This is a genomic window from Sporotomaculum syntrophicum (assembly GCF_009932395.1).
In the GTDB taxonomy this organism is placed as follows: Bacteria; Bacillota; Desulfotomaculia; order Desulfotomaculales; family Desulfallaceae; genus Sporotomaculum; species Sporotomaculum syntrophicum.
Window position 1 is genome coordinate 441,652 of record NZ_LSRS01000005.1, and the last position, 23,201, is coordinate 464,852.

The 23,201-nt window shown below is 46.6% G+C and carries 19 protein-coding genes and 1 tRNA gene; 7 read left to right on the forward strand and 13 right to left on the reverse strand.

Going from position 1 to position 23,201, the window contains the following annotated elements:
- Nucleotides 1–26 precede the first annotated feature (26 nt).
- Genes hemA through SPSYN_RS12315 form a run of 3 tightly spaced genes read right to left on the reverse strand, consistent with a single transcriptional unit; the run spans nt 27 to nt 3,001 of the window.
- Complete coding sequence (gene hemA / locus SPSYN_RS12305; protein WP_161822765.1) at nt 27–1,367, reverse strand: glutamyl-tRNA reductase; 1,341 nt, start codon at nt 1,365–1,367, stop codon at nt 27–29.
- Nucleotides 1,336–1,980, reverse strand: a complete 645-nt coding sequence (locus SPSYN_RS12310; RefSeq protein ID WP_161822766.1) for a precorrin-2 dehydrogenase/sirohydrochlorin ferrochelatase family protein — start codon at nt 1,978–1,980, stop codon at nt 1,336–1,338. Before SPSYN_RS12310 ends, hemA begins: the two co-directional genes overlap by 32 nt.
- A gap of 58 nt (nt 1,981–2,038) precedes the next feature.
- Nucleotides 2,039–3,001 (reverse strand): polyprenyl synthetase family protein, encoded by a 963-nt coding sequence (locus tag SPSYN_RS12315; RefSeq protein ID WP_161822831.1) that lies wholly within the window; start codon nt 2,999–3,001, stop codon nt 2,039–2,041.
- A gap of 302 nt (nt 3,002–3,303) precedes the next feature.
- On the opposite strand from SPSYN_RS12315, the gene SPSYN_RS12320 reads away from it, so the two are divergent.
- A tRNA-Sec gene (locus SPSYN_RS12320) sits at nt 3,304–3,402 on the forward strand.
- A gap of 205 nt (nt 3,403–3,607) precedes the next feature.
- Here SPSYN_RS12320 and SPSYN_RS12325 read toward each other — a convergent pair.
- The gene (locus SPSYN_RS12325) at nt 3,608–3,988 is read right to left on the reverse strand and encodes a YmaF family protein (RefSeq protein WP_161822767.1); all 381 of its coding nucleotides are present in this window, start codon (nt 3,986–3,988) and stop codon (nt 3,608–3,610) included.
- Nucleotides 3,989–4,243: 255 nt separating this feature from the next.
- Nucleotides 4,244–5,107, reverse strand: coding sequence for a DUF6544 family protein (locus SPSYN_RS12330; RefSeq protein WP_161822768.1), 864 nt, complete (start codon nt 5,105–5,107; stop codon nt 4,244–4,246).
- A 902-nt stretch (nt 5,108–6,009) separates the two neighbouring features.
- On the opposite strand from SPSYN_RS12330, the gene SPSYN_RS12340 reads away from it, so the two are divergent.
- Nucleotides 6,010–7,059 (forward strand): glycosyltransferase, encoded by a 1,050-nt coding sequence (locus SPSYN_RS12340; protein WP_161822769.1) that lies wholly within the window; start codon nt 6,010–6,012, stop codon nt 7,057–7,059.
- Nucleotides 7,060–7,201: 142 nt separating this feature from the next.
- Here SPSYN_RS12340 and SPSYN_RS12345 read toward each other — a convergent pair whose 3' ends face one another.
- Together SPSYN_RS12345 and SPSYN_RS12350 are read right to left on the reverse strand one after the other, a co-directional pair.
- A complete protein-coding gene (locus SPSYN_RS12345; RefSeq protein ID WP_161822770.1) occupies nt 7,202–7,510 on the reverse strand; it encodes a Rho termination factor N-terminal domain-containing protein in 309 nt (102 codons plus the stop codon).
- A 165-nt stretch (nt 7,511–7,675) separates the two neighbouring features.
- Entirely contained in the window at nt 7,676–7,816 is a 141-nt protein-coding gene (locus SPSYN_RS12350) for a hypothetical protein (protein WP_161822771.1), read from the reverse strand.
- A 667-nt stretch (nt 7,817–8,483) separates the two neighbouring features.
- On the opposite strand from SPSYN_RS12350, the gene SPSYN_RS12355 reads away from it, so the two are divergent.
- On the forward strand, nt 8,484–8,870 hold the full coding sequence (locus tag SPSYN_RS12355; RefSeq protein WP_161822772.1) for a hypothetical protein: 387 nt from the start codon (nt 8,484–8,486) through the stop codon (nt 8,868–8,870).
- A gap of 44 nt (nt 8,871–8,914) precedes the next feature.
- Here the strand turns inward: SPSYN_RS12355 and SPSYN_RS16270 are convergent, their stop codons facing one another.
- Together SPSYN_RS16270 and SPSYN_RS12365 are read right to left on the reverse strand one after the other, a co-directional pair.
- Nucleotides 8,915–9,220 carry a CC/Se motif family (seleno)protein gene (locus tag SPSYN_RS16270; RefSeq protein ID WP_279279289.1) on the reverse strand — a complete coding sequence of 102 codons (306 nt, stop codon included), beginning with the start codon at nt 9,218–9,220 and terminating at the stop codon, nt 8,915–8,917.
- A 181-nt stretch (nt 9,221–9,401) separates the two neighbouring features.
- Nucleotides 9,402–9,587: a hypothetical protein gene (locus tag SPSYN_RS12365; RefSeq protein WP_161822774.1), complete on the reverse strand. Its 186-nt coding sequence runs from the start codon at nt 9,585–9,587 to the stop codon at nt 9,402–9,404.
- A gap of 910 nt (nt 9,588–10,497) precedes the next feature.
- On the opposite strand from SPSYN_RS12365, the gene SPSYN_RS12370 reads away from it, so the two are divergent.
- Both SPSYN_RS12370 and SPSYN_RS12375 read left to right on the forward strand, forming a co-directional pair.
- Nucleotides 10,498–11,922 carry a two-component system sensor histidine kinase NtrB gene (locus SPSYN_RS12370; protein WP_161822775.1) on the forward strand — a complete coding sequence of 475 codons (1,425 nt, stop codon included), beginning with the start codon at nt 10,498–10,500 and terminating at the stop codon, nt 11,920–11,922.
- A 565-nt stretch (nt 11,923–12,487) separates the two neighbouring features.
- Nucleotides 12,488–13,618, forward strand: a complete 1,131-nt coding sequence (locus SPSYN_RS12375; protein WP_161822776.1) for an NAD(P)/FAD-dependent oxidoreductase — start codon at nt 12,488–12,490, stop codon at nt 13,616–13,618.
- Nucleotides 13,619–13,650: 32 nt separating this feature from the next.
- On the opposite strand, the gene SPSYN_RS12380 is transcribed toward SPSYN_RS12375, so the two are convergent.
- The 3 genes from SPSYN_RS12380 to SPSYN_RS12390 all read right to left on the reverse strand — a co-directional run bounded on the left by SPSYN_RS12380 (nt 13,651) and on the right by SPSYN_RS12390 (nt 18,379).
- Nucleotides 13,651–15,015, reverse strand: coding sequence for an aldehyde dehydrogenase (locus SPSYN_RS12380; RefSeq protein ID WP_161822777.1), 1,365 nt, complete (start codon nt 15,013–15,015; stop codon nt 13,651–13,653).
- A gap of 97 nt (nt 15,016–15,112) precedes the next feature.
- Nucleotides 15,113–17,746: an aminotransferase class III-fold pyridoxal phosphate-dependent enzyme gene (locus SPSYN_RS12385; RefSeq protein ID WP_161822778.1), complete on the reverse strand. Its 2,634-nt coding sequence runs from the start codon at nt 17,744–17,746 to the stop codon at nt 15,113–15,115.
- 102 nt (nt 17,747–17,848) lie between these two features.
- Nucleotides 17,849–18,379 carry a helix-turn-helix domain-containing protein gene (locus SPSYN_RS12390; RefSeq protein WP_161822779.1) on the reverse strand — a complete coding sequence of 177 codons (531 nt, stop codon included), beginning with the start codon at nt 18,377–18,379 and terminating at the stop codon, nt 17,849–17,851.
- 232 nt (nt 18,380–18,611) lie between these two features.
- On the opposite strand from SPSYN_RS12390, the gene SPSYN_RS12395 reads away from it, so the two are divergent.
- Together SPSYN_RS12395 and SPSYN_RS12400 are read left to right on the forward strand one after the other, a co-directional pair.
- Nucleotides 18,612–18,836 (forward strand): hypothetical protein, encoded by a 225-nt coding sequence (locus SPSYN_RS12395; RefSeq protein WP_202623822.1) that lies wholly within the window; start codon nt 18,612–18,614, stop codon nt 18,834–18,836.
- A gap of 135 nt (nt 18,837–18,971) precedes the next feature.
- The gene (locus SPSYN_RS12400) at nt 18,972–19,709 is read left to right on the forward strand and encodes a copper amine oxidase N-terminal domain-containing protein (protein ID WP_161822780.1); all 738 of its coding nucleotides are present in this window, start codon (nt 18,972–18,974) and stop codon (nt 19,707–19,709) included.
- 73 nt (nt 19,710–19,782) lie between these two features.
- Here the strand turns inward: SPSYN_RS12400 and SPSYN_RS12405 are convergent, their stop codons facing one another.
- A complete protein-coding gene (locus SPSYN_RS12405; protein ID WP_161822781.1) occupies nt 19,783–23,100 on the reverse strand; it encodes an AAA family ATPase in 3,318 nt (1,105 codons plus the stop codon).
- Nucleotides 23,101–23,201 lie beyond the last annotated feature (101 nt).

Consider the following 23,201-nt stretch of genomic DNA (forward strand, 5'->3'; position numbering starts at 1 on the left):
ATACTGAACAAACTTAATTTAAATAATTAATGCCGGCCTGCTGCCTTGGGCTGCTCCTTTGCCTGCAACGGCTGCGGGATTGCCGGCCTGCCTGCCTGCTCCAGGTCTTCCAGGTCGAATAATCTTTCCACAGCCTCCTGGTAAACCGGACCTTTCCCTGTCATGGCAAATTCCTTTAGCTTTGTAATGGGTGTGTGCAACAGTTGGCTAACAATGGTATTGGCCATGGTCTCAATAACTTTGCGGTCATGTACAGATAAAGCACCAAGTTTACCCAGAGCCCGGTCCAGTTCCTGCTGTTTAACGGCCTCGCCCTGTTTTTTCAGCGCGGTAATAGTAGGCACGACATACTGTTCCCCTTGCCAGCGGGCAAACTCCTCCACCTTGTCGTCGATGATGGCGTCCGCCAGGAGAGCAGCCCGTTTGCGTTCCATGAGGTTATTGTCCACCACATTTTGCAAGTCGTCGATATCGTAAAGCTTAACACCTGGCAGGCTGCCCACTTCCGGGTCAATATCCCGGGGTACCGCTATGTCAATGAACATAATGGCTTTGCCGGGTTTGTGGACCAGCAGCTTTTGCACTTCAGGCGCCCGAACTACATAGTGGGTAGCGGCGGTACAGCTGATTACAATATCGGCCGCCTTCAGGTAATGCGGCAGTTCTTTGAATTTTATCGCCCGGCCGCCGAACTGGCCGGCCAGGTAAGCGGCTTGGTGGTAGGAGCGATTGGATACAATCACTCCGGAAACGCCGTTGGCTACCAGGTGCCTGGCGGTTAATTCACCCATCTTGCCGGCCCCGATAATCAGCACCGAGCGACCGGTAAGGTCCTGAAAAATTTTTTTGGCCAGTTCCACCGCAGCATAACTGATGGAAACGGCATGTCGGTCGATGCCCGTTTCGGTACGGGCTCGCTTGCCCACCGTAAGGGCATGTCTAAATAATGTATTAATTACTTTATCGGTGGCTTGAAATTTCTGCGCTAGCTGGAAAGCTGTTCTTACCTGGCCTAGAATCTGGGTTTCGCCCAGTAGCATGGAATCTAGGCCTGCCGCCACCCTGAACAGTTGCCGGGCGGTTTTATGCTGAGCGGATGTATAAGTGTACTTTTTAATCAAAGCCGGCTCTACACCCGACTTACGTTGCAAAAACATGCGGATAGTTTCTAGACCGCTTTCCACATCGGTGACATGTGCATATATTTCCGTGCGGTTGCAGGTGGAAATAATTACGCAGCCCAAAACAACCGGGTAGTTAAGCAGCCTGGCCAGGGCGTCCGGGAGGGCATTGTCTGAAAAAGAAAGTTTTTCTCTGATTTCCACCGGAGCAGTTTTATGATTGACACCGATCGAAATGACAAACATGGTTGACCCGCTCCTTTGCCTGCTCAAGCTTCCCCTGTTTAACTAATATATATGTAGTTTCGTCCACTAAATTCTTCAAGATCTGCTCTCTTTGGACGGGATCCGCCACCTGTGCATGAACCTGTTTGCGTACCGAGCCGAGATAGTCGTTAAATTCAGCGAAAGCCGGCCCAAATTCCAGCTCCAGGCTGCGGCGGATCATTTTTGCCAGCCGGGGACTGTTGCCTCCAGTGGAAATCGCCAGCTTGAGAGAACGCCGGTGCACTACGGAGGGGACAAAAAAATTACATCGTGGCGGGTCATCCACTACGTTAACTAGAATATTGCGCTTCAGACAATCGCCGGCCACGGCATGGTTGACAGTATCATCGTTCGTGGCGCTGATCACCAGGAAAGTATTGATTAAGTCACCGGTTTGATAATAACCGCAACGATGGTTAATCAAGCCGCGTTCGGCCATATTTTGCAGACCTATGGTTAACTGGGGACTGACCACATGAATTTGGGCGCCGCAGCGGGCCAGGGCTTGCACCTTGCGCTCAGCTACTTTACCGCCGCCCACCACCAGACATTTTTTATCTTGAAGCTTGAGGAAGATAGGGTAAAGTTCCATATATATATATACGCTCCAGGTGAATCTTTACTTAACACTAAACCATACTGTTTTCGGATTAAAAACTCCGAATACCAATGAATTCGGCAATAATTTGCATTGTCTTTTTTACGGGCACATCAGGCAGCCCTGCTAATTCCTTTTTGGCTTTAGCAATATACTTGTCGGAGATAGCGTCTGCATAATCAATACCACCGCACCCGATAATCAGGTCAATGGCTTCATGGATTTCCTGATCACTCTTATCGGTTTTGCTAATAATTTCCTGTAATCGGTTTCGTACGCTGCCTTTTCTTAAGGCATAAATGGCCGGCAGCGTGATAATGCCCTGTCTTAAATCGCCTCCTACCGGCTTGCCTAATTTGGTTTGCTCGGCAGTCATGTCCAGAATATCGTCGGTAATTTGAAAGGCCATGCCTATATAATGACCGAAACGCCGCAGGGTCTGGTGCAGTTGCCGCGGAGCGCCACAGGCTACTGCTCCCAACTGGCAGGACGCGGAAATCAGCAGGGCGGTTTTGCGGTTAATGCGATAAAAATAGTCCTTGATATTTTGGTCCAGATCATAAGTGGTGGCAATCTGGAGGATTTCCCCTTCACTCATTTTAACGCTGGTTTCGGCCAGTACCCTGGGGATCAAAGGGTCATCATACAGTGAAATGAGGATTAAGGATTTGCCCAGTAAGTAATCGCCAATGTGGGTGGATATGCGGTTCCCCAACTGCGCTTTAACCGTGGGCTGTCCTCTCCTGGTTAATGAAGCGTCCACTACATCATCGTGTACCAGGGTAGCCATGTGAATTAACTCTAAGGCCACTGCCAGAGGGACTATTCTGTTCAGCTCAAAGTTAGCAAATTTGCCGCCCAGCAGACAAAAAGCAGGCCGCAGGCGTTTGCCCCCTGCCTTAATTAAGTGGGTAGCGGTTTCCGTTAATAACGGGTCGGAAGAACGAACAGCTTTAATGAGCTCTTCTTCCACAACGCTTAATTCGTTTCTTATTTCGCTGAAGAAATCAAATATCATTTAGTTTTGATCACCTACTTATTTGTGAAAGAAGGCTATACCAACTTAACCCTTCGACGAAGTAGAACAATTTTCCTTCTTTGACGATAATAAGCCGGTTTTTTGCTCCACATTGTTACCAGGGTAAAAAGTAACGAGGTTAAGAAAAACGAGCACAGGCGCAAATAATACATAACGCACCAGATTACATTTAATAGATTATTATATTTTTCTAGTAAAAGCAATCAGAATTGTTTATACTTAACCTTGTTTAATTAAATTAACTTTGTTATAATACTTATTATCGCAAAATCAGTTACGGGGGTGGATGGTGCCTGGTGGTGCCCCTGGTCTTCAAAACCAGTTAGTGGGGCGGCGATCCCGTCCCTGGTGAGTTCGATTCTCACACACTCCCGCCAGTAATGATAGGACTTCCGAGGTTTCGGAAGTTTTTTGTTTTTCGTTGCCAATATATAAGTAACAAATTTGAGCGCCATCATTAATTTATTAGTCAGTATCTTATATTATAAGCAGTTTCTAACTAGTTTAACCGATATATTTTTGGGTTAACATTCCCATGCAAAAATAAAACCCGGGGTTGCCCGGGTATTTACTCCTGTTCAATTATGGCTTTTTATCGTAGGGCTCAGGATGTGTTATCGTTTCTTCAGGCGTTACTTGAACAAAACTTTCTACCTGGTGATCATGGCCAAAATTCCGACTGGTCCTAAAAGAAATATAATGTGTATGATATCCAGTCGACAACTCAATCTCCGGGCCTGTGTAAGCGAAGTAAGCATGGTGATGATGAAAGTCAAAAGTTGTTAATCCTCTTACTTCATGAATGTGGCTTTGGCCGTATGGGATTGGTGGTCCGGAAACACCCGGGTGCAAATGGCTATGTCCTTCATCGCAGCTGGTTTTTCCGGAATAATCATGTACATGAAGGCGTGCTTGTGCGTCGGGATATGTGTTTGGTTGATGTTGATCTGATGGTTTAGACATAAAAATCTCCTCCTTTTGAACTATTACCATACTATTAAGTACAAAAGGGGATTGATACCAGTATCACTAAAATATACTAAATTATTTAGTCATTTTCACTTTCCTCATATTAAACGGAGATTGTTTATATGTTTTCAATGTTGAGAAAACCGGCCTATTCAACCAGTGGCAAAAAATAAGCGAGGAATAATTATATGACATTGTGTTTCAACCTAAACAGAACCGTTTCGTGCTTATGATATTCAAGCATTGGTCTCATTCAGCCACATTGTATTGAATAAAGGTATCGTGCCCGTCAAAGTAAACAAGGTCCCCCTCTACCAAATGCCAGACTGCTTGTAAAGATTTTGGTTGTTTAATGCCGTTGACCTCCCGGTAATCACCGCAGATTGCCGACCATTTAACCTGCTTCACATTGCCGTTGGTATCGACATATAACCGGTCATCGGTAGTAAAAGTCTCAAGAAAACCATTTTTATCAAAGGTAAATATGCCACTGGCATATAATCCATAATATGCAATTGTACCCTTGACGTGGTTTTCATCAATACTTTCCCAACTTACAAAGTCTTGTAAAACGAAGTTAGGCATAAAAAGACTCTCGGCCAGGCAATTGACGAGGCTGGATTTGTTCATCGCTGCACCAGTTTGGTTAAATAAAGTGACTCCCTTGGCGATGACTCCTTTCATGGAACCAACGCCGGCTTGATAGGCATCAATCCCTTCAAAGGGGATCCCGTACAGATGTGTATCAATTAGAGCGACTCTTTCCGGTTTTTCTGCCGAGTTAAACTGTGTGCACTTAATTTTTAATTTAGGCATGCTCGAGGATAGAATGAAGTCAACATCATTATGCGAGATTTTCATGTTGGACATTTTGGGTTGCCCTATAAACCCACAAACCTCAAAATACCTTTGCACGGGCATAGGAAGGTCAGCGATATCTTCTTGCTTAAAAACCTGATTTTGAATCTGCATTTTTGAGTTTTGTTGGTTATGCAATTGCGCAAATTCTGCTTTCATTGGTGAGTAAGGAATCGAGAACCAGATCAGAATCCCCAGGATGAGAAAAATAAAAATCCCTATAATCCAATACATAATCTGCCTGCCTTTCTTCACTCATCAAACACTCCTATTATTCTTACTCCATGCCGTTGATGCATTTACCTTGTGCAAATTAATCATCATAATAAAAAGCAATAGCCGTTGTAAGAACTATAATATTGAACAGTTAAAGCAAAAGTAATTAACGAAGCTGATCATTATTCATTTAAATAATATATCTTATAATATATCTTAGGTATAGGAAAGTTTATGCAAGGGATTAAATTTACGGTTAACGTTTAGAGTACTGGTCATATTAACTCCAGCTAAGCTTCCAACCGCCAACCAGAAAATGTGCGAACTAAACCCTTATAACTTGGCCTTAGCGTTTATAATAAAACAGAATTAGGTCGTGACCATCAGAGGTAATCTTGAACCCATTTAACAATGACTTGTAAAAATATTGCTATAATTTCAAATAAAAGCTGGAAGTATTAAAATACTACTGATAATATTTTCTGAGAAGGCTTGTATGAAAAAATAATGTATTTGCACCTCATCCAGATGATGATTTATTAGGGTGCGGCGGAAGTATTGCAAAACATGTTAGCAGGGTCATACAGTAATTACCGTTTATATGACATCAGGTGAAGCGGGGAGTCTCACCTACTCTAACTATGATTTCAAGAGTGTCAGGGTCTGCCCTGGGAAGTTAAAATCATACTGGCTTATGAGAATATGGACCCCATTGCAGAATGTGTCTTATGCAGAAGATATAACGCACTATATAGAACAAAAAAATAAATGCTTTGCGATTACATGCTTCCCAGCTTGAAGATATCCAATTTGATGAAGCCATAAGGGCTCTTAATTACATCGAGGGATTATGGGTGGTAAAGGGCAATACTGTGAGTGTATCCAGGTATTGAAAGCCGAACTGAGATGTTTTCACTTTTAATGACAGGAGTTTATTAAAAATGGACCGCATATTAATGGTCACTCCCTATTTACATAGCCAGCGCGGCAATAGCGTAACGGCAACCCGGCTATTTACCGGTCTTAGACGTAAGGGCTATGCGATAGATTTAATCTCTATGGATGAGCCGGATTGGGAATTTCAGCTTGATTGCTGCTTTGACATTAATTGTTATAGCCTAGTTCACGGGTATCATGCACGGCAATTTTCAAGGGTAGTAAATCATCCACTAATAAAAAATATTCCGATACTATTAACCACCACCGGTACCGATATTAATTGCGATTTATTGGGCCCCCTTAGCAAGCAAACACTAGAGACTATGTTTCTAGCGAGCAAGATAGTTGTCTTTAATCCCCATCTGGGAAAGCAGATCACAGCCATAGAACCCCGCCTACAGTCCCGCCAGGTGGTTATTCCCCAGGGTGTTGAACTGCCTTCGGCACCGTTGGTTACACGACATCAACTGGGTTTATCTTTGTATGAGACAGTATTTGTATTGCCCAGTGGTTTAAGGCCAATAAAAAATATTGATTTAGCTCTGGATGGTCTTGAAATTGTTTACCAACAATATCCTCATTTACGTTTGCTCATCGTGGGGGCTGCCATCGATGTTAATTATACAGCACATCTAAAATCGCGCCTGAGCACATTAAACTGGGCTCATTATTTTGGTGAAATACCGCACCAAAAAATGAAGGGCATTCTGCAGATCGCAGATATTGTTCTTAATACTTCCCATGCGGAGGGACAGCCTCAGGGAGCTCTTGAAGCCATGTATTTGGGGAAACCTTGTATTTTAACAGCTGTCCCCGGTAACCTGGATATTATCATGAACGGCATCCAGGGCTACTATATTAATTCTCCAGCAGAGCTGGCGGCAGCGGCTTTAAAATTAATACAAAATCCTTCTCTTCGATATGCTATGGGTAACCAGGCCCGTCAATTAATAACAAAAAAATATGCTGTGGAGTTGGAGATAAATGCTTACGACCGTCTATATAAAACGCTAAATATCCAACCATTGCCTGAATATACTACCTTATCGTGATTAATCAAAGCAAAGGCAGTAGCGGCATATTATGTGAATGCTATCACCTAATTTCTTGTTTTACCTTGCCCAGATAGAACTATCAGACATCAGGCCGGGGCAAAATTTAAGGGTGGGGTATTTAAGGTTGAAGAAAAGTAAATTACTTGGCTGAGGTTTGTGCTTTGTACAATTCCATAATGGCAAATATTACTTCCTCTTTTTGAACATCCCTGGGCAGGTCAATCTCTAATTCCTCCGCTAGTTCCTTGAGCTCCTTAAGCTCCATGTCATCCAGGTTGTACTCTACTTCCACTTCGTTATCAAGGAAGAAAGATATGGTATGGGCGAGTATTTCATCACGTACAGGGGCGGAGTCAAGCATCAGATTGCTGTTCAGTAAAAGTTCTTGCCTCACTTCTCTGACCAGCTTTTCAATGGCTTCTAATTTTTCCAGGATATTGTTCCGCATTACACATGTACCCCCCTTATATTCATCATCTGAGCTAATTGTTATGTCCGCGTTATGCATAGAAATATTCTAAATCTAACATGAGAATCCTTTGCAGCAGCATAAAATTTACGGTATTTGAATAAGAAATAGCCGTCGGTTAAGACGGCCATTGTCGTCATGCTCCTATTTCCTCCCAGCAATAACCCGGAGCGAATCGGCAATATCTTTAGCATAATAGATAAACGGGGCGGTTAAAGCTATAGTCGCAAGGGTTAGCATGGCTAAATCAGCATTTTGGCGCAGGTTATATTTATCATAGAACAAGTAAAATACCTCCTTTTTGGCTAGTTTGCTCAGTTTGGCGAAAAAAACACTTAGCTAATGATTAAGAAACCTGAAATTAACCTTAAACGGCTTTTAGATAAATTTCGCTAAACAAGTTATACTAGCTGCATCACGATTAACAGAAAGGAATTGAATCATATGCCTGATAAAACTTGACTAAATTTATGCTTGATGTCGGTCTTGCAGCTTTATTTCTGATCTTAATCGAGCCTCAGCGTACCGGTATGGCGTGGCATGAAATTCTAGGCTTAAGCATTGGTTTCTTGTTTACAATGCATGTGCTGCTGAATTGGTCGTGGGTGAAAAAAACTACTCGGAACCTGTTTACCCTGGCTTATAAGACCAAGACTAAGCTGTGTTATGTATTGAATACCGTTTCATTCATTTGTGTTATAACCATCTATGGACGGGAATTCTATGGACGGGAATTGAAATCTCGCGGGTGCTGTTTGTCTCGTATTCAGCGGATATGAATCGTAACTTAGTGATCGTGCATAAATAGGTAGCGTACTTCTGTCTCGGGCTATTTGGCGTTCATTTTGCCCTGCACTGGCGCTTTATTGTACATGCTGTGGGTAAACTGGGCACTGCCCTGAAAATACCAAAATTTGTCATGGTGATGGTAGGTGTGGGAGTCCTGATATTGGTGGCAGGCTTTCTATATGCTCAAATTGCTGTAAGCTCAACCGAGGATGCTGAGCAAGTCAGGATAGTCAGGGAACCTCTCCTGCAGCGTCACGAACATGGTCACCGTTATTACTATGCTTACCCCCGGGAAAGCTATGCCAACCGCATACCGGGTGGCCGTGTTCCCGTAGCTGAGTATCCGGCTGAGACAGGTCAGGATAATGGCGTTTCAGCAGGCACAGGTGACGATGGTGATGGGGTTACTTTTAATGATTTTCTCGCCAATATTTTTTGCGATGGTTGTTCTAATCACTGTTCTCTATTGAAGCCGAAATGTGGCCAGGGTGCTCGGCAGCAAGAGCTTGCTAAGAGCCGGTATCAACAGCTATATGAAATACAAGGCTAAACGAAAGGTACCGGTAAAAGTCCGGTACCTTAGTTAACATGAGCTTAGTAAGTAAGCAGCCCCTTTACCTCCAGAGTGGGGAATCCCCTCCAGTTACCCAAAGATATTTTCAACCCTTCCGGGGCAATATTGGCATCCTGCGCAATGTAAACCTTAATGTCGTCAGCCAGCACTTGATCATATTTCTCGGGAACACGCGGTAGGCCTGTAAACACGACAGGCTCCCGGTTGCAGCTGGCTCAAATGTAAGTTGTTTCTATTTCCACAGTTACGCTGTCGCCTCGTTCGAGAATATAGGCTCTGGCCTGTGCGGTAAATTCAATTTTGACCGACTCATCGCTTACAGGCATTTTAACCACCCCTTAAGGTTTATTGGTCTTAGTGGCACGGTTATTATATCCTGACATATATCAGCCTGGCAAGGAATATTTATGGTTCAATTCCTGGCAGACGGTATTGCTTAGCTTATAGACGGTTTCTCCCTTAGCAACGGTTATACTGCCGGTACCACAGCGGGGCAAAAATGGCCTGTTAATTATTTGCTCTAGGTCTGCAGCTACAAAGGCAGATTAATTCCTCAAACGCGGTGTGCCTGGGCAATTGCGGCCATTGGGGCATAACCGGGAAAGTGTGGCCGATAAAGGCCAGGGCACTCTGGACGTCACCGTTAAGCAAACTGACAATACCGGTGGATAAAAACAGCGGATTAATTTGCACGCTGAGCAACCTCTTTTCTTAACCTAATAACAAGTTCTTTGAGCAGTTGGACGATTATTTCTTCGTACAGGAGATCAGTACTTTTTTCTTACACAATTTGCTTCTGCAGCGGTCTTACGTGAGGAGCCTGTCTGTGGGCTTCTAATGTTTCGTGATCAACATATTTTGCGAAAACAATATCCTTGCGGGATTTTCCGTAGACATATATGGGGTTACATCAAACAGCCTTTCTCATGGCATGAGTCTCTTTAGCCAGGTTAATGCACAATTAGCCGGTAAAAATTCCTTCCACCAGTTGGGCTACAAGTTTGGCAAACGTAGTGAGCATGAAATAGCCTTCTTAAATAAACTTGTATAAATGGGATAACACAAAGAATGGTCGAACCCCCTGTTTAATATAGTGACTTTTTAACCGGTGCAGTACGGGAAGGATGGTCGTACACAAAGGGAGGCACAAAAAAAACTGGCCTGAGCAGCCAGTAAGCAAAGGAGATAGTTTCTGCAATAAAAAGTTAGGGGATATAATACTTATTATGCCTGGTATGTTAAAAAGGTTATTAAAAAAAATACCACTTTTACCTAGCCATATAGCTGCCAGTAAAAGGGCACATGAGATTGAGGAAATAAAAATGAGTTTACATGTATAATACGACAAATTACAACATTAGTCAACAATAAAATAGCATTTTGTTATAAAAATGTCATCAATATTGGGTAGCCCGTGATACTATTTATGTGTTAAGTATTTCCATGGAAAAATTTTTCTTAATAGACAATCTTCGATATATTTCCTGAAGGAAATTTGTGTATATGTGTTTAATGAAAAAATAAAAAAGGATATATTTTTTTACACCCTGAGGTAGCCGGACACCGGTTTTTGATACACTCAAAAAAGGCGGGGTTAATGGATATGAAGCTAATTATAAAGCCGGCGATAAGAATAAGCTTAGTCTATGTTATGATTGGCATTATTTGGGTTGCATTTTCCGACAGCTTGCTGCTCTATCTGCTGGCCAGCGATATAAAACAACTTACGGTAATGCAAACTTATAAAGGTTGGGTTTATGTGAGCGGTACTGGCTTGTTATTATATTTCCTGTTGCGACGTGAACTGCGGATTCGCGAACAAAAAGAGGTTTTACTGGAAAATGAAAAAAAGTTTGCCTCTGCCGTGGTGAATACCGCTGGTGCACTGGTTCTGGTCACTGACAGCGAGGGTAGAATTATTAAGTTTAACCGCGCCTGCGAAAAAATTACCGGTTACTCAGACCACGAGGTAATAGGTGTACATATCTGGAATTTATTGCTTGTTTCGGAAGAGGTGGCAGTGTTTCAGCGTGTCTTTGAGGTTTTAAAAACCAGTAAGGAGTCTGTTGAACATGAGGCATGCCTGGTCAATAGAAATGGTGACCGGAGGGTGATTGCCTGGTCTAATACCATCCTTTTTGATAACCAGGGTTTGGTGGAGTACATCATCTGTACCGGCATCGACATTACCGAGCGCAAACAAATCGAGTATGAGCTGAGAAAACACCGTGCCCAACTGGAAGAGCTAGTGACAGAGCGTACTACCGATCTTATTCAAGCCAATGAAAAGCTGAAACAGGAAATGACGGAGCGCAAGCGGGCGGAGGAAGCGCGCAAACAAATGGAAAAAGAAATGGTTCGTCTGGAGCAGCTGAACTTGATTGGGGAAATGGCTGCCGGTATTGCTCACGAAATTAGAAATCCAATGACCACAGTACGCGGTTTTCTGCAGGTATTTCAAAGTAAAGACTCTTTTATGGAATTCAGGGACTACCTGGAGCTGATGATCAAGGAATTGGATTCGGCCAATTCCATTATTACAGAATTTCTTTACCTGGCTAAAAATAAAGCTGTTGATGTTGAGAAACTGAATCTCAATACGATTATTGAAACCTTGCTACCGTTGATGCAGGCCGACGCTGCGAACAGCGAGAAATATACTAACCTGGAGCTCACGGATATACCGGACTTATACCTTAATGAAAAAGAAATGCGCCAGCTGATCTTAAACTTGGTTCGCAATGGCCTGGAAGCTATGTCCCCCGGCGGCAATTTAACTATAAAAACATATTTGGAAGGCCAAGAGGTTGTCCTGGGCGTGCAGGATCAGGGTACAGGCATCGAACCCGGTTCCTTGGAGAAGTTGGGCACACCTTTTTTTACCACCAAGGATCAAGGGACAGGTCTGGGGCTGGCGGTTTGCTACAGTATTGCTGCAAGGTACAACGCGGTCATTAAGGTGGACACTAGTCCTTCGGGGACTACTTTTTTTGTCCGGTTCAGGCGTCCTCAGCAGGCTTTTTTGTAATTCAACAAAACCTCACGCCCAACTGCCTGAGGATTTTTTTGTCAACTTTTGCCGTAAATATTTAAGCCAACGTTACCTTGTTTTCAATCTGGTAAACATATAAGGTTATGAAATACAGAAATTTTAGTAAATACCCGTATTGCTTCGCAGACAAAAAAATCCGGCTTTCCAGCCGGGAGGAGAGGAGGTAGTTATGGAATTCAGCTAAGAGCTAAGGTTACAACCAGGAAAAGCCTAACAAATAAAAATTTCCGGGTTTTATCCCTGTAGCTTCTTAATTATTATATTCTACGTGAATTTTATATATCCTCCAAATAATAAAATAATTGAGAAAATTTTTATATTTTTTTATGAGGTCATTTTTTATCAAACGCTTAAGGCTGAATAAGCGTATACAGGTTTAGTTTAATATGTATACGCTTGGCTTCTCGTTCGGCTGCTGTATTACTAAAATGATTACTTCAGGCTTTCCGTTCTTTTTGTTTAACAGCCAACCTGTTTATATCGCTGCCCGGTATGCTACAATTTATTGTATAAAACTTGTACCCCGGAAAGGATAATTAACATGCATCGAGTGGATATAGTAATTATAGGTGCCGGTGTGGTGGGTCTGGCGGTGGCTGCGGAATTGTCTAACAGTTTGACTGGGCAAGCTATCGTAGTGATGGAGCGGCACCACAAGTTTGGCATGGAAACCTCGAGTCGGAACAGCGAGGTTATTCATGCCGGGATGTACTATCCTGACGGTAGTCTCAAGGCTAGGTTATGCGTGGAGGGCAACCGGCTTCTATATCAGTTCTGTAAGGTATGGGGTGTTCCACATAAGCGTTTAGGTAAATTAATCATTGCCCGGACGGCTGAGGAAGTACCGGTACTGGAGTCAATTTTAAACCAGGGGCTGGCAAATGGGGTTACCGACCTCGAGCTACTGGAGGCAGGCCAAGTCAGGCAGCTGGAACCGCATGTTGCAGCGGTAGCTGCAATTTTGTCACCATCGACAGGCGTAATTGACTCCCACGCACTGATGTATCGCCTGGAATACCAGGCCCGCTGTCAGGGGACGATGTTTGCCTATCGTCATGCAGTGACAATGGTGGAACGGAGTGGCGCCGGTTACCGGTTAACATACCGTGGTCCCGATGGCCAAAGTGACTGGATTTATTGTGATTGGTTAATTAATAGTGCAGGTTTATGGGCAGATAAAATCCCTTCCTGGCTGGGGTTGGATGTTGAGCAGGCCGGGTACCGCATCTATCCCTGTAAAGGGGAATATTTCGGTGTATCCAATGCCAAGTCCGGTCTGGTGAGCAGGCTAATTTATCCACCGCCGCTTAAGGAATTAAAGGGCTTGGGTATTCACGCCACCAAAGCCTTGGACGGCCGGCTGAGGTTTGGGCCCAGCGCCTTTTATGTGCAGGATTTGGATTACAGTGTTGATGAGGAACATGCCAGTGAATTTTATCGGGCGATTAAATCTTACCTGCCCTTTATCGATTTGGCTGACCTGCAGCCAGAAATAGCCGGCATCAGGCCTAAAATCCAGGGGCCCGGGGATCCGGTGCGGGATTTTGTGGTGCGGCATGAGGTGGAGCATGGACTGGCCGGCTTAATCAACTTAATTGGTATCGAATCGCCGGGCTTGACCTCCTCGCTGAGTTTGGCCGGGATGGTTGCTAATATGATTGGAAAGGAATAGCTTTACCGGCTATTCCTTTTTACTCGTCAGTATTAAATATGTTTCAGTATGGTTAGCTTGTTTTTATTGTAAGGAGGGTATCTGAGTTTAATATCTAATAAGTATGATTTGTTAAGGATGCTTTTGGTGTGGGAAAAGGTATCAAAGCTGGTTTTGCCGTGGTAGGCTCCCATACCGCTGTTGCCGACACCGCCAAAAGGCAGATAAGGAGTCGCCAGATGCATAACGGTATCGTTGATACATCCGCCCCCATAGGACAGGTTTTCTACGACCCTTTGTTGATTTTTTCGATTGGTGGAAAAAAAATATAATGCCAGGGGGCTTGGCTGACGGCTGAGCTCAGCAATAACTTCTGCTAGATTTTCATATTCCAGCACCGGCAGGATTGGCCCAAAGACCTCTTCCTGCATGACGGGATCCTCCCAGGTGATGTGCTCAATAACGGTCGGTTCGATAACGAGTTTATCTTTGCTATATTGACCGCCGGTTACTATGTCACCCCGTTTAAGCAAATTCAGCAAACGGTTAAAATGACGCTGGTTGATTATTTTGGGGTAATCGGTGTTGCTGCAGGGGTTTCGGCCATAAAAAATAGTAATGTATTTTTTTATGCGGTATAACAGTTCATCTTTGATGCTCTTGTGTACCAGGAGAAAGTCGGGAGCCACACAGGTCTGACCTGCATTTAAAAACTTGCCCCAGGTAATCCTCCTGGCCGCCAGGTCAATATTTACATCCCGGTCCACAATACACGGGCTTTTCCCCCCCAGCTCAAGAGTCACGGGCGTAAGGTGTTCAGCTGCAGCTCGCATTACGGTTTTTCCAACCGCTACACTTCCGGTAAAAAAAATATAATCAAATTTTTCGCTGAGCAGGTCTTGATTCGTCTGCCTCCCCCCCTCCACCACGGCTACAAATTTCTCAGCAAAACAGTCCCCGATGATTTGAGCTACCACCGATGAGGTGTGCGGGGCGTAAGCGGAAGGCTTGATAATGGAGCAATTACCCGCGGCTATGGCACCAATGAGGGGGGTAAGAGCAAGATTAAAAGGATAATTCCAGGGTGACATGATCAGGGCAATACCATACGGTTCAGGGATAATGTAGCTTTTCGCCGGGAAATTTGCCATCCCTGTTTTTACTTTGTGGGGTTTAGCCCAGGCGGGGAGATGTCTAATGGTATATTTTAATTCTTCAAGGGTCAGGCCTATTTCTGTGGCGTAAGCTTCAAAAGTCGCTTTATTTAAATCCTTTTTCAGTGCCTGGATAATTTCTTGTTCGCGGCGGATAATGGTCTGCTTTAAATCCTTAAGCCTGGCAAGGCGGAAGGATATCGGTCTAGTGCTCCCACTTAGGAAATACTCACGCTGACTATGTAAAATTGTTTTAATATCCAAGTTACTCACTACCCTGCTCAATATGAAAAAAGCGGCCGTGCAACTCTTTACCGGATAGGTGGACAGCCGCTTTGGATGCTTAGCCGGTAATATTAAATTAACGCGCAATGTTAATGAGGTGGTCTTTTTGCCTGCGGGCTTTTGCTACCCGCTCCCATTCCTGCTCGCTGAGGGGCTGCTCGAAGCTCCTCAGCTGGGCGAGTTCGAAACCATGCTTGACCGCCAGCTCCCTGAAGTACATCATGTTATCCAGGGATAGGTCTGAGCCCAGGCTTATATCTTGATAATGATGCTCCAGGGCCAGCATCATGGTTTCGGCCATGCAGGCGTAGCCCAGGCCTTGTTCAAAACCAAAATTCCACCCCAGGGTCGGGCGGCCGGGTACGGCTACCACCCCGCCGTCAATCACAAGTACGTCAGGCCTAATTTGCCGAACGGTGGGGCTAACATTGGAGGGTTTGGATATATCGCAGACAATGGCCCCGTTGGCCAGCCACCTGGGGTTAACCAGCTCATCCACGCTGCTGGTGGCAGTCAACACTACCTGAGCTCTGGGCAGCGCCTGGGCAATGTCGGTAGTGATAACCAGCCGTCCTTGCTGCTCCAGTTCCGCGACCACCGGAAGCCAGTTATCCACCGGGGTGCCCAGCGGTGGCAGGTCCATTAGCAGCAGGTTGGCACCAAAGCTGTCCGGCGCCGGTTGCCAGCCGCGGCTGGCCTGTTCGGCCAGGTGCATGCAGCAATATGCCCCGGCCTGGCGGAGGCGGCGGGTGCTGGCCTGGGGATGGCGGGCATTGCCAACCAGGATGATGTTCTGCATTTCTTCGGACAGCAATATGGCCAGGGTGCGGCCAATAGCCCCGGTAGCGCCGATGATCGCGGCGGAACACTGGCTGAGGTCCATTTTAAAACGCCGGGCAGCCAGTTTTATAGCCTCCACCCCTGCCACCACGGTGTAGCTGTTGCCAGTGGTCAGGGGCAGGACTTTGCCCTGCAGCAGCAGGCCGCCCCGGGATACTACCGAGGTATAGGCTCCCAGTCCCGCAATGCATGCCCCCCGCTGTTGGGCTAACTCCAGAGCTTTCTCCAGTTCCTGGTTAATTACTTCAGTATTAAGCTCCAGCATTTCCTTGGCCGTGTGGGGTAGGCAGATAAACTCGCCGTAAGCACGTCGACCAGCCCGGGAAACCACCGCGGTCCGGCCCATAACAAAAGGTTTCATTTGCTGGCTGCCAAGCTCGGCCAACTTCTGCAGCGCGTCGCTAGCAATGCCCTTGAGGCTGGGATCGAACAGTGGGTACTGGTATAAGTCTAGCGGGTGTATGATAAAGGCAAACCGGCCTTCCTCAGAGTGACCGGTGGGCTGGTAGCGATCCCAGGGGTACATTTCCTCCCGGGGCTTGTGGATGATGGGCTGATTGCCCAGGCCAATTATCGGGCGCAGCAGCTCAGGGGTATTGCCCTTATCCAGCACGTTGCTCACCTTTTCCAAAGCCTGAAGGACGACCTGGCATTCCTCCCAGGTAACGGTCAGAGAAGGCTCCAGTCGGATCACCTTGTTGCCGTTGAGCGTTGGTGCAACCCGTAACCCTTCTACATTTAACAGGTAACTGGCGATTAGCGGTGTAAGATTATCTTGATAGGAAAGCACGCTTAAATAGCTACTGGGAAAGTCGGCTCTGGATAGATCGAATTCAACGCCTAGCATGTAACCGCGGCCGCGAATGCTTTTTATTACCCGGGGATAACGCTGTAGCAGCATTTCCAGGGCTTCCCGCAGGCGGCGGCCGTTGTCCTGCACCCGCCGAATCATTGACTGGTCGTTCCTGACTAAAATATCCAATACTTTGAGACCAATACGGCAACCAAGGGTGTTGGCGGCAAAGGTTGAAGAGTGCCGCTCGGCGAAATCTTTACTGTAGGCCTCTGCTGTGCTGAGGCAGGCTCCGATGGGGAAGATGCCACCGCCTAGCGCTTTGGCCAGCAGCAGCATATCCGGGCAAAGGTTTTCCTCTTCGCAGGCAAAAAGCCTGCCGGTGCGGCCAAGTCCGGTTTGGATTTCATCCAGCACAAACAGCACTCCGTGCTGTCGGCATAACTCCCTAGCTTGGACTAAATAGCCCGAGCTGGGTACGACAATGCCGCCCTCACCCTGGATCGGTTCTAGGAGCAAAGCAGCGTAGCGACCGTTGTTGTTCTCCAGTTCTTGTTCCAGTGCGGCCAGATCGTTGTATGGTATGCTTTTAAAACCCTCCACCGGCGCACCAAAGGGCAGCTGGTAGTATTCCCGACCGGTGGCCGAAAGGGCGCCCAGGGTTTTGCCGTGAAAGCTGTTGGTGGTGCTTAAAATGCCCGGTCTGCCGGTGGCTGAGCGGGCCATCTTGATAGCGGCTTCCACTGTTTCGGCTCCACTGTTGGTAAAAGTGACATACTGCAGACCTTCAGGAGCCAATTCAATTAGACGCCTGGCCAACTCACCGGCAGCCTCCAGAACAGAGGGCTGGATAAAGCTTGGTTCTGCGCTGGTCCGGACTTCGTCAATAGCCTGCCATATTTCCGGGGGATTGTAGCCAAAGGGCAGTGCCCCGTAGGCGGCAATAAAATCAAGATAGCGTTTGCCTTCTGAATCAAACAGATAATGCCCTTCCCCTCGGATATAGGTTTTGTCTAAATGTACCTGTTCCAGCAGATCGCCCAGATGAGGGTTGACGTACCTAGAAAAGTTATGCATTATGAATACCTCTTTATCTTTTGATTTCAAAACTAAGACAAACTATGCTTTCCTTACCAACAGTCATCGAAAAAAGTGTAAGCAGTTTAATGAAAAAAGTAATTAACCGGCGTTCTTTAAATGCAGGATAAGCTTGTGTAATTGTTCAGGGTCAATCCAACAGTCTTTTTTAATGGGTGAAATCCCAATCTCCCAGCCAATTATCTTAGGTCCAAGAATGGCTTCCACCATCTTAATGCGCATATCCGAACCGATGAAAATGACCGAGTCGTAGCTCTTAATTTGAGAAAATACATCCATGATATAGTTGATTAAAGCAGCCCCGTTTTGTTCCTGCACGAAGTTACAGCGTTCTTCTTCGGTCATGAGGAGGATGAAATCCACACCTCCGGCCTGGGCCACTTCGGTTAATTCCCTGGCATTGGCCAGCGGAAAACCGATTACCGCCACCTGAGGACCTTTGCGAATTTCCCCCAGACCTTCCAAACGCGAGACGAGAGTCCGGTCAACACCTAACCGGTCGGCTACTTCCTGCTGGGAAAGCCCTTCATGCCTCAGCTGCAGTATTTGATCCACCATTCGGTGGATCCGGTCGGTGTTTAAAACCTTGTCTCCTACCCGTATGATATTCATATCTCTCACCTGTGTACAAAATTGTGCTCAATAATATATTAACACAATTATACGTTATTTTTCCAATGAATATGCGTGGAATTTGGGGGCGAAAGGTCGGCTAGCTAAGATTATGGCTTGTTTAGGGAGCCTGCTGCAGGTTACTATATTTTCAGAATAATTTACCCATGCAGGAATACCATAGTAGGTTGTTTAAAATTACTATAACATTGATTCTGAAGGGGGTATTAAGATGGTGGGTGGTTGGATGTCCGGTGGTACCATGATCTTGGTTTTATTATACGTTGCCGGTTCATTACTGCTGTTTGGTTTAGGCATATATTTTTTGCTAACCGCAGTTAACTTTATGAAGGAAAAGGCGCAAAATGAACGGGAGATCATCGAGAAGCTAGAGCAATTAATTCGGTTAACTGCGAAAACAAATGCTCCGTCTCGCGACGAACATGAAATACCGTAAGCAGGTCTATAGGTTGGAAATCTCGGCAGGTGGCTTTAGGAACAAAAGATAAAATTACTAGGAGGGATACCTTGGGGATTTAAGCGAGCTTTAATTTAGCGCAAGCTGAATGTATAAGAAGATTTATTGGAGGCGATGAACATAAAAAGTAAATTCACAGTTATATTGGCTTTAATGATGCTGTTGGCTTTTGGCTCTATTGCCAGTGCTGCTACTTTTGTTAACGGCATGGCTGTGGATAGCAAACTGGTTGATGGCAGAACACTGGTCCCGGTTAGGGTGGTCTCGGAAAACCTTGGCTCGACGGTAAATTGGGATGCTGCAACAGGCTCAATCACCATCACTGGTGAAACGATCATTGTATTATCAGTTAAGAATAACCGGGCAGTAGTGGGCAATGAGGTTGTCGAATTGGACGTTGCACCCAAAAACTATGACAGCAGAGTATACATTCCGGTCAGGTTTGTTTCCGAGTGCCTAAAGGTACCAGTTAACTGGGATGGTAAAAACGCTTACATTGGAAAGCAGTCCATCATCAACCAGCAAGGCAGTTTATTATCTAAGGTAATTGTTTTGGAGAATTTTGAAAACATGTTACATGAAATGGAATCCGGGTTTAACAAACACGATGTTAATGCTTTTGATAGTGCCAGGCAGCGTTTGAGTGAAATTAAACAGAATTTTAATGACCATGGTATATATGACTATGACACCTATTTAAATGAATGGCTTAAATTTATCGATTTATCAATTCAATCGGTCAAAAACCAATCTTCTGAGTTGAGTGAAAAGGAAAAAAATATGCTTTTAGAAAATGGTGCTAATTTGGTTAAACTAATTGAGTTGATTAACCAGGATTCCAGATTTAAATAGGATTATAGGATAGACGGGCTGCTGAAAAAAGCAGCCCTGATTAACTGTTGTATAGTGCGCCGAACGGCTTCAGTCAAGTGATCTCAATGTTCTGGCCCCAGCTGGCGTATTGTGAATCATGAGCCAGGATAAAAAATTGACGTACCGCTGCCTGGCTGGCCAGGATGCCTTGAATTCTGGCCAACCTAACTGAGTCGGTACTGGTGAAGGGGTCATCAAAGATCAGGGGCAGTTTTACCTCCTCTGCCAACAAATCTGCAATGGCGAAGCGCAGTGATAGGTAAACCTGGTCTCGGGCACCTTTGCTCAGGCTTTCCAGGGCAACCGGGCGTCCGCCTTCCTTGATGCCCGGATTGAGCTGCTCGTCCAGCACCAGTTGCCGGTCCAGCACGCCGGAGATCTCCTGGCAGTAAACGGTGGCTTTTTCCTCTAATCGCTGCTGGTAGGTCTGTTGGTATTCAACAATCGCCGCCCTCAGCTCCTGGTGGGCTATGGCCAAAGCCTCGGCCTGCAGCAACAGGCGGTCCTGCTCGGTTTTCAAGGCTTGCAGGTCCACCTCAGCGGCAGCTATATTTACCGGGTTTATCCCCTCTAACCGGGCCAGTCGTCGGTAGAGCTCGGAACGCCGGGTGTCTAAAACACCGATCTGGTTATCGATGGCCTGTATGGCAGCTTCTGTTTCCAGTAGCTTTTGCTGAACTAAGCCTTGGTCACCGGCCTCGGCCGGCGCCGGCAGCCCGGGAAAACGGTCGCTGTGTTGCTGCCATTGCAGCATTCGGCTGGTTACCTGGTCACTGGCCAGTTGGTATTTAGCCATTAGCTGGTTTATGTCGGCGGCCTGATAATTGTGCAGCAGCGTGGCCAGCTTGGTGTAGGTATCCTCCCGGCACCTTACTAGCTGCCGGCGCTTATTATACTGCTTAATGGCCCGCTCGGGGCTGTTCCCATTGGCTTGCAGTACCGTGCGCAAGCTTTTCTCCCAATCTTGCTGCTCTTGCTGCAACCGGGTTATTTTTCCTTTTTCCACCTCGATAAGTTTTTCGGTAGTAATCAGCTGGTGCTGCAGCGTTTCTTGTTCCTTCCTTAATATAACCAGCTGCTTGGTTTCAGCTTCCCGTGCTTGCCACCAGGTGTCGGCAAGTTCACCCAGCCGGTTAATCAAGTCCCCGATAGTTTTAATACCCCCGGCAGGTTTTTTTTCTTGTAGGATTTGTAGCACAGCCGCCAGCTCTCGCCATTGCTCATCGTTGCCGGCATCATTCAACTCTGCTAACTCGGCGTTTGCTGCCCGGCAGCCGAAGGTGGCTTGAGCGAATTGATCGGTAGTCGTGGCCAACCGCTGCTGTTCTTTGACTAAATCTTTCCATTCGTGGTAGGCGGTCTGAACATCCCCATAGGCGTCAGTGAATTTCTTGATGGCGGATTGGAAGCCTGCCAGGGCTGCTTTCTTTGCCAGCCACTGCTGTTCCAGAGTATCCAGGTCTATGCCCAATAGTTCCTCCTGGATGGTCTTTAATCGGCGTTCCGACTCTGCATACTGTTTATAACGCTCTATTAACTGGGCAAGCCCCAGGTCATCTGCCCGGGCAAAAGTGCCCAGCTGATGATCATATTCTTCCAACTGCTCCTGCAGTCTAGCCAGCTCATGCTGCACAGCTTGATGCTTGCCGGTAAGTCCTGCGTTGGCTTGCTCATAAAACAATCCTACTCCTGCCATGCCCATCAGGAAAGCTAGTACCAGTCCCACCACCAGTATGGCCGGGTTGTCTGTACCCAGCAGGAAAAAGACCGTTGTAGCCAGGACCGCCCCACCGACCAGGCATGCTCCCATTGGCACCTGGGTGGACGTACTAAGTTCCCGCAGCTGTTGGTCCAGCTTACGCTGTTGTTTGAGGAGCTGCCATTTAGCTGCTGCAGCTTCGGCAGCCCCGGGCGGCAGCTCTTGCAGATCAGCGAAACTAGCGAGATGTTCTCTTTGGGCATCCTTCCATTTTTCGATTTTCTGGGCTGCATATTTATAAGCCTGCTCAGCTTTAAGTATTTCAGCAGACAGCGTGGCCTGGGTTTGGTTGAGTTGGCTGATCGTAGCCAGTTCGCTATCTGATGCGGCACCAAAAATTCTGTAGCGGTCCGCCAGCCGCTGATTCAGTGCGGCTAATTTTTGGCGGTCAGCCTGCAAGCTGGTCCAACTCTTTAAACAAGCTGTTGCGGTGCGCCGGGTCACTCTGATTTTTTCTGCCGGGTCAGCACCAAGCTGGTCCCAGCTTTGGTATTTAGTGATTGAGGCAGTAAGCTCAGCCTGTCGCTTTAGTTGCTGCTGTCGGCTGTTCTGCCAATGGCCGTATGCCGCCGTAGCTTGACCAATTTCCCGGTTGAGGTAAACCAGCTGCTCTAACCCTTCCGCCACCTCCGGGCCAGTCTGGGAAAACTCTGGGTACTGCTCCTGCAATACTTTATCTAGCCCAGCCAGTTCACTAATTAATTTATTTACTTCCACAATTGCAGACTCTAAACTTGCCCGTTCCTTTGCCGCCGCGGCGTACTGGCCGGCCAGCAGCTGCCAGCCCGACCAGGCCTGTAGGGCACGGTTATTTTGTTCCAGTGCTTGTCTGGCTTGGCTGCTCTCTTCCTCTACTGCCCGAATTTTAAGCTGGGTATCAATCAAGCTGTCGGCGGCATGCCGGGCGGCATAAATTTGCTCTTCTAAAACCTGGATTTCTCCCGCAAGCTGTTCCAGGACACCGTCTTTGCTCATGTTTCTGGCCGTGACCCCAAGCTTGTTGGGACCGGTGTACTTGGTCAGTTTTTTTAGCTTGGCCAGCAGAATGGCTAGTGCTCCCTGAAAAGAAGCGCTCTTACCTCCCGCCAGCAAGCCTTGGAGGTCGGTACTGATCCGGCTTACCTCCGGCATGGGCTGGCCGACAAAGAAGGTCGCTTCAAAAAGCTCCTGGTTGCTGATGCCAAGGATCCGGTGCACTGCCTCTTCATAACCGCGCAGGGGCCTGCGGGCCTCCGGGTTATGCTGTCCTTCCACTACCAGCCGGCGCTGGCCTTGATCGTCCTGCAGCTCCCAGAGAGCGACATGATGATTGTCAAAATCGCGCAGCAGATGGTACCTTTGGCTAGCGGAGGACAATAATAACTCACCGCGGCAGGCAGCCGGCTGATCCCAGTTGCGTAACTTGTCCAGGTTTAAAGCGGAGCCGCGGCGGCTGTGGCTCAGGCCAAAGATGGTGGCCAGCAGGCCAGCCATCATGGTGGTCTTACCTGTTTCATTGGCGGCAATATACCCATTGATGCCCTGGGTAAAGGTAAAGGTGGTGGCTTCCCGGTAGGGACCAAAACCCTGTAAGATTAGTTTTTCAAACACCACTGTGTTTCCGACCATCAACCCACATTCCTTCTAGCGCGGCAATACCTGCTCCTGCGTCTGACACTGGGTGTATCTGCTTCGAGGTCTTTATGCAATCATTCTATAATGTTCCGGAATAA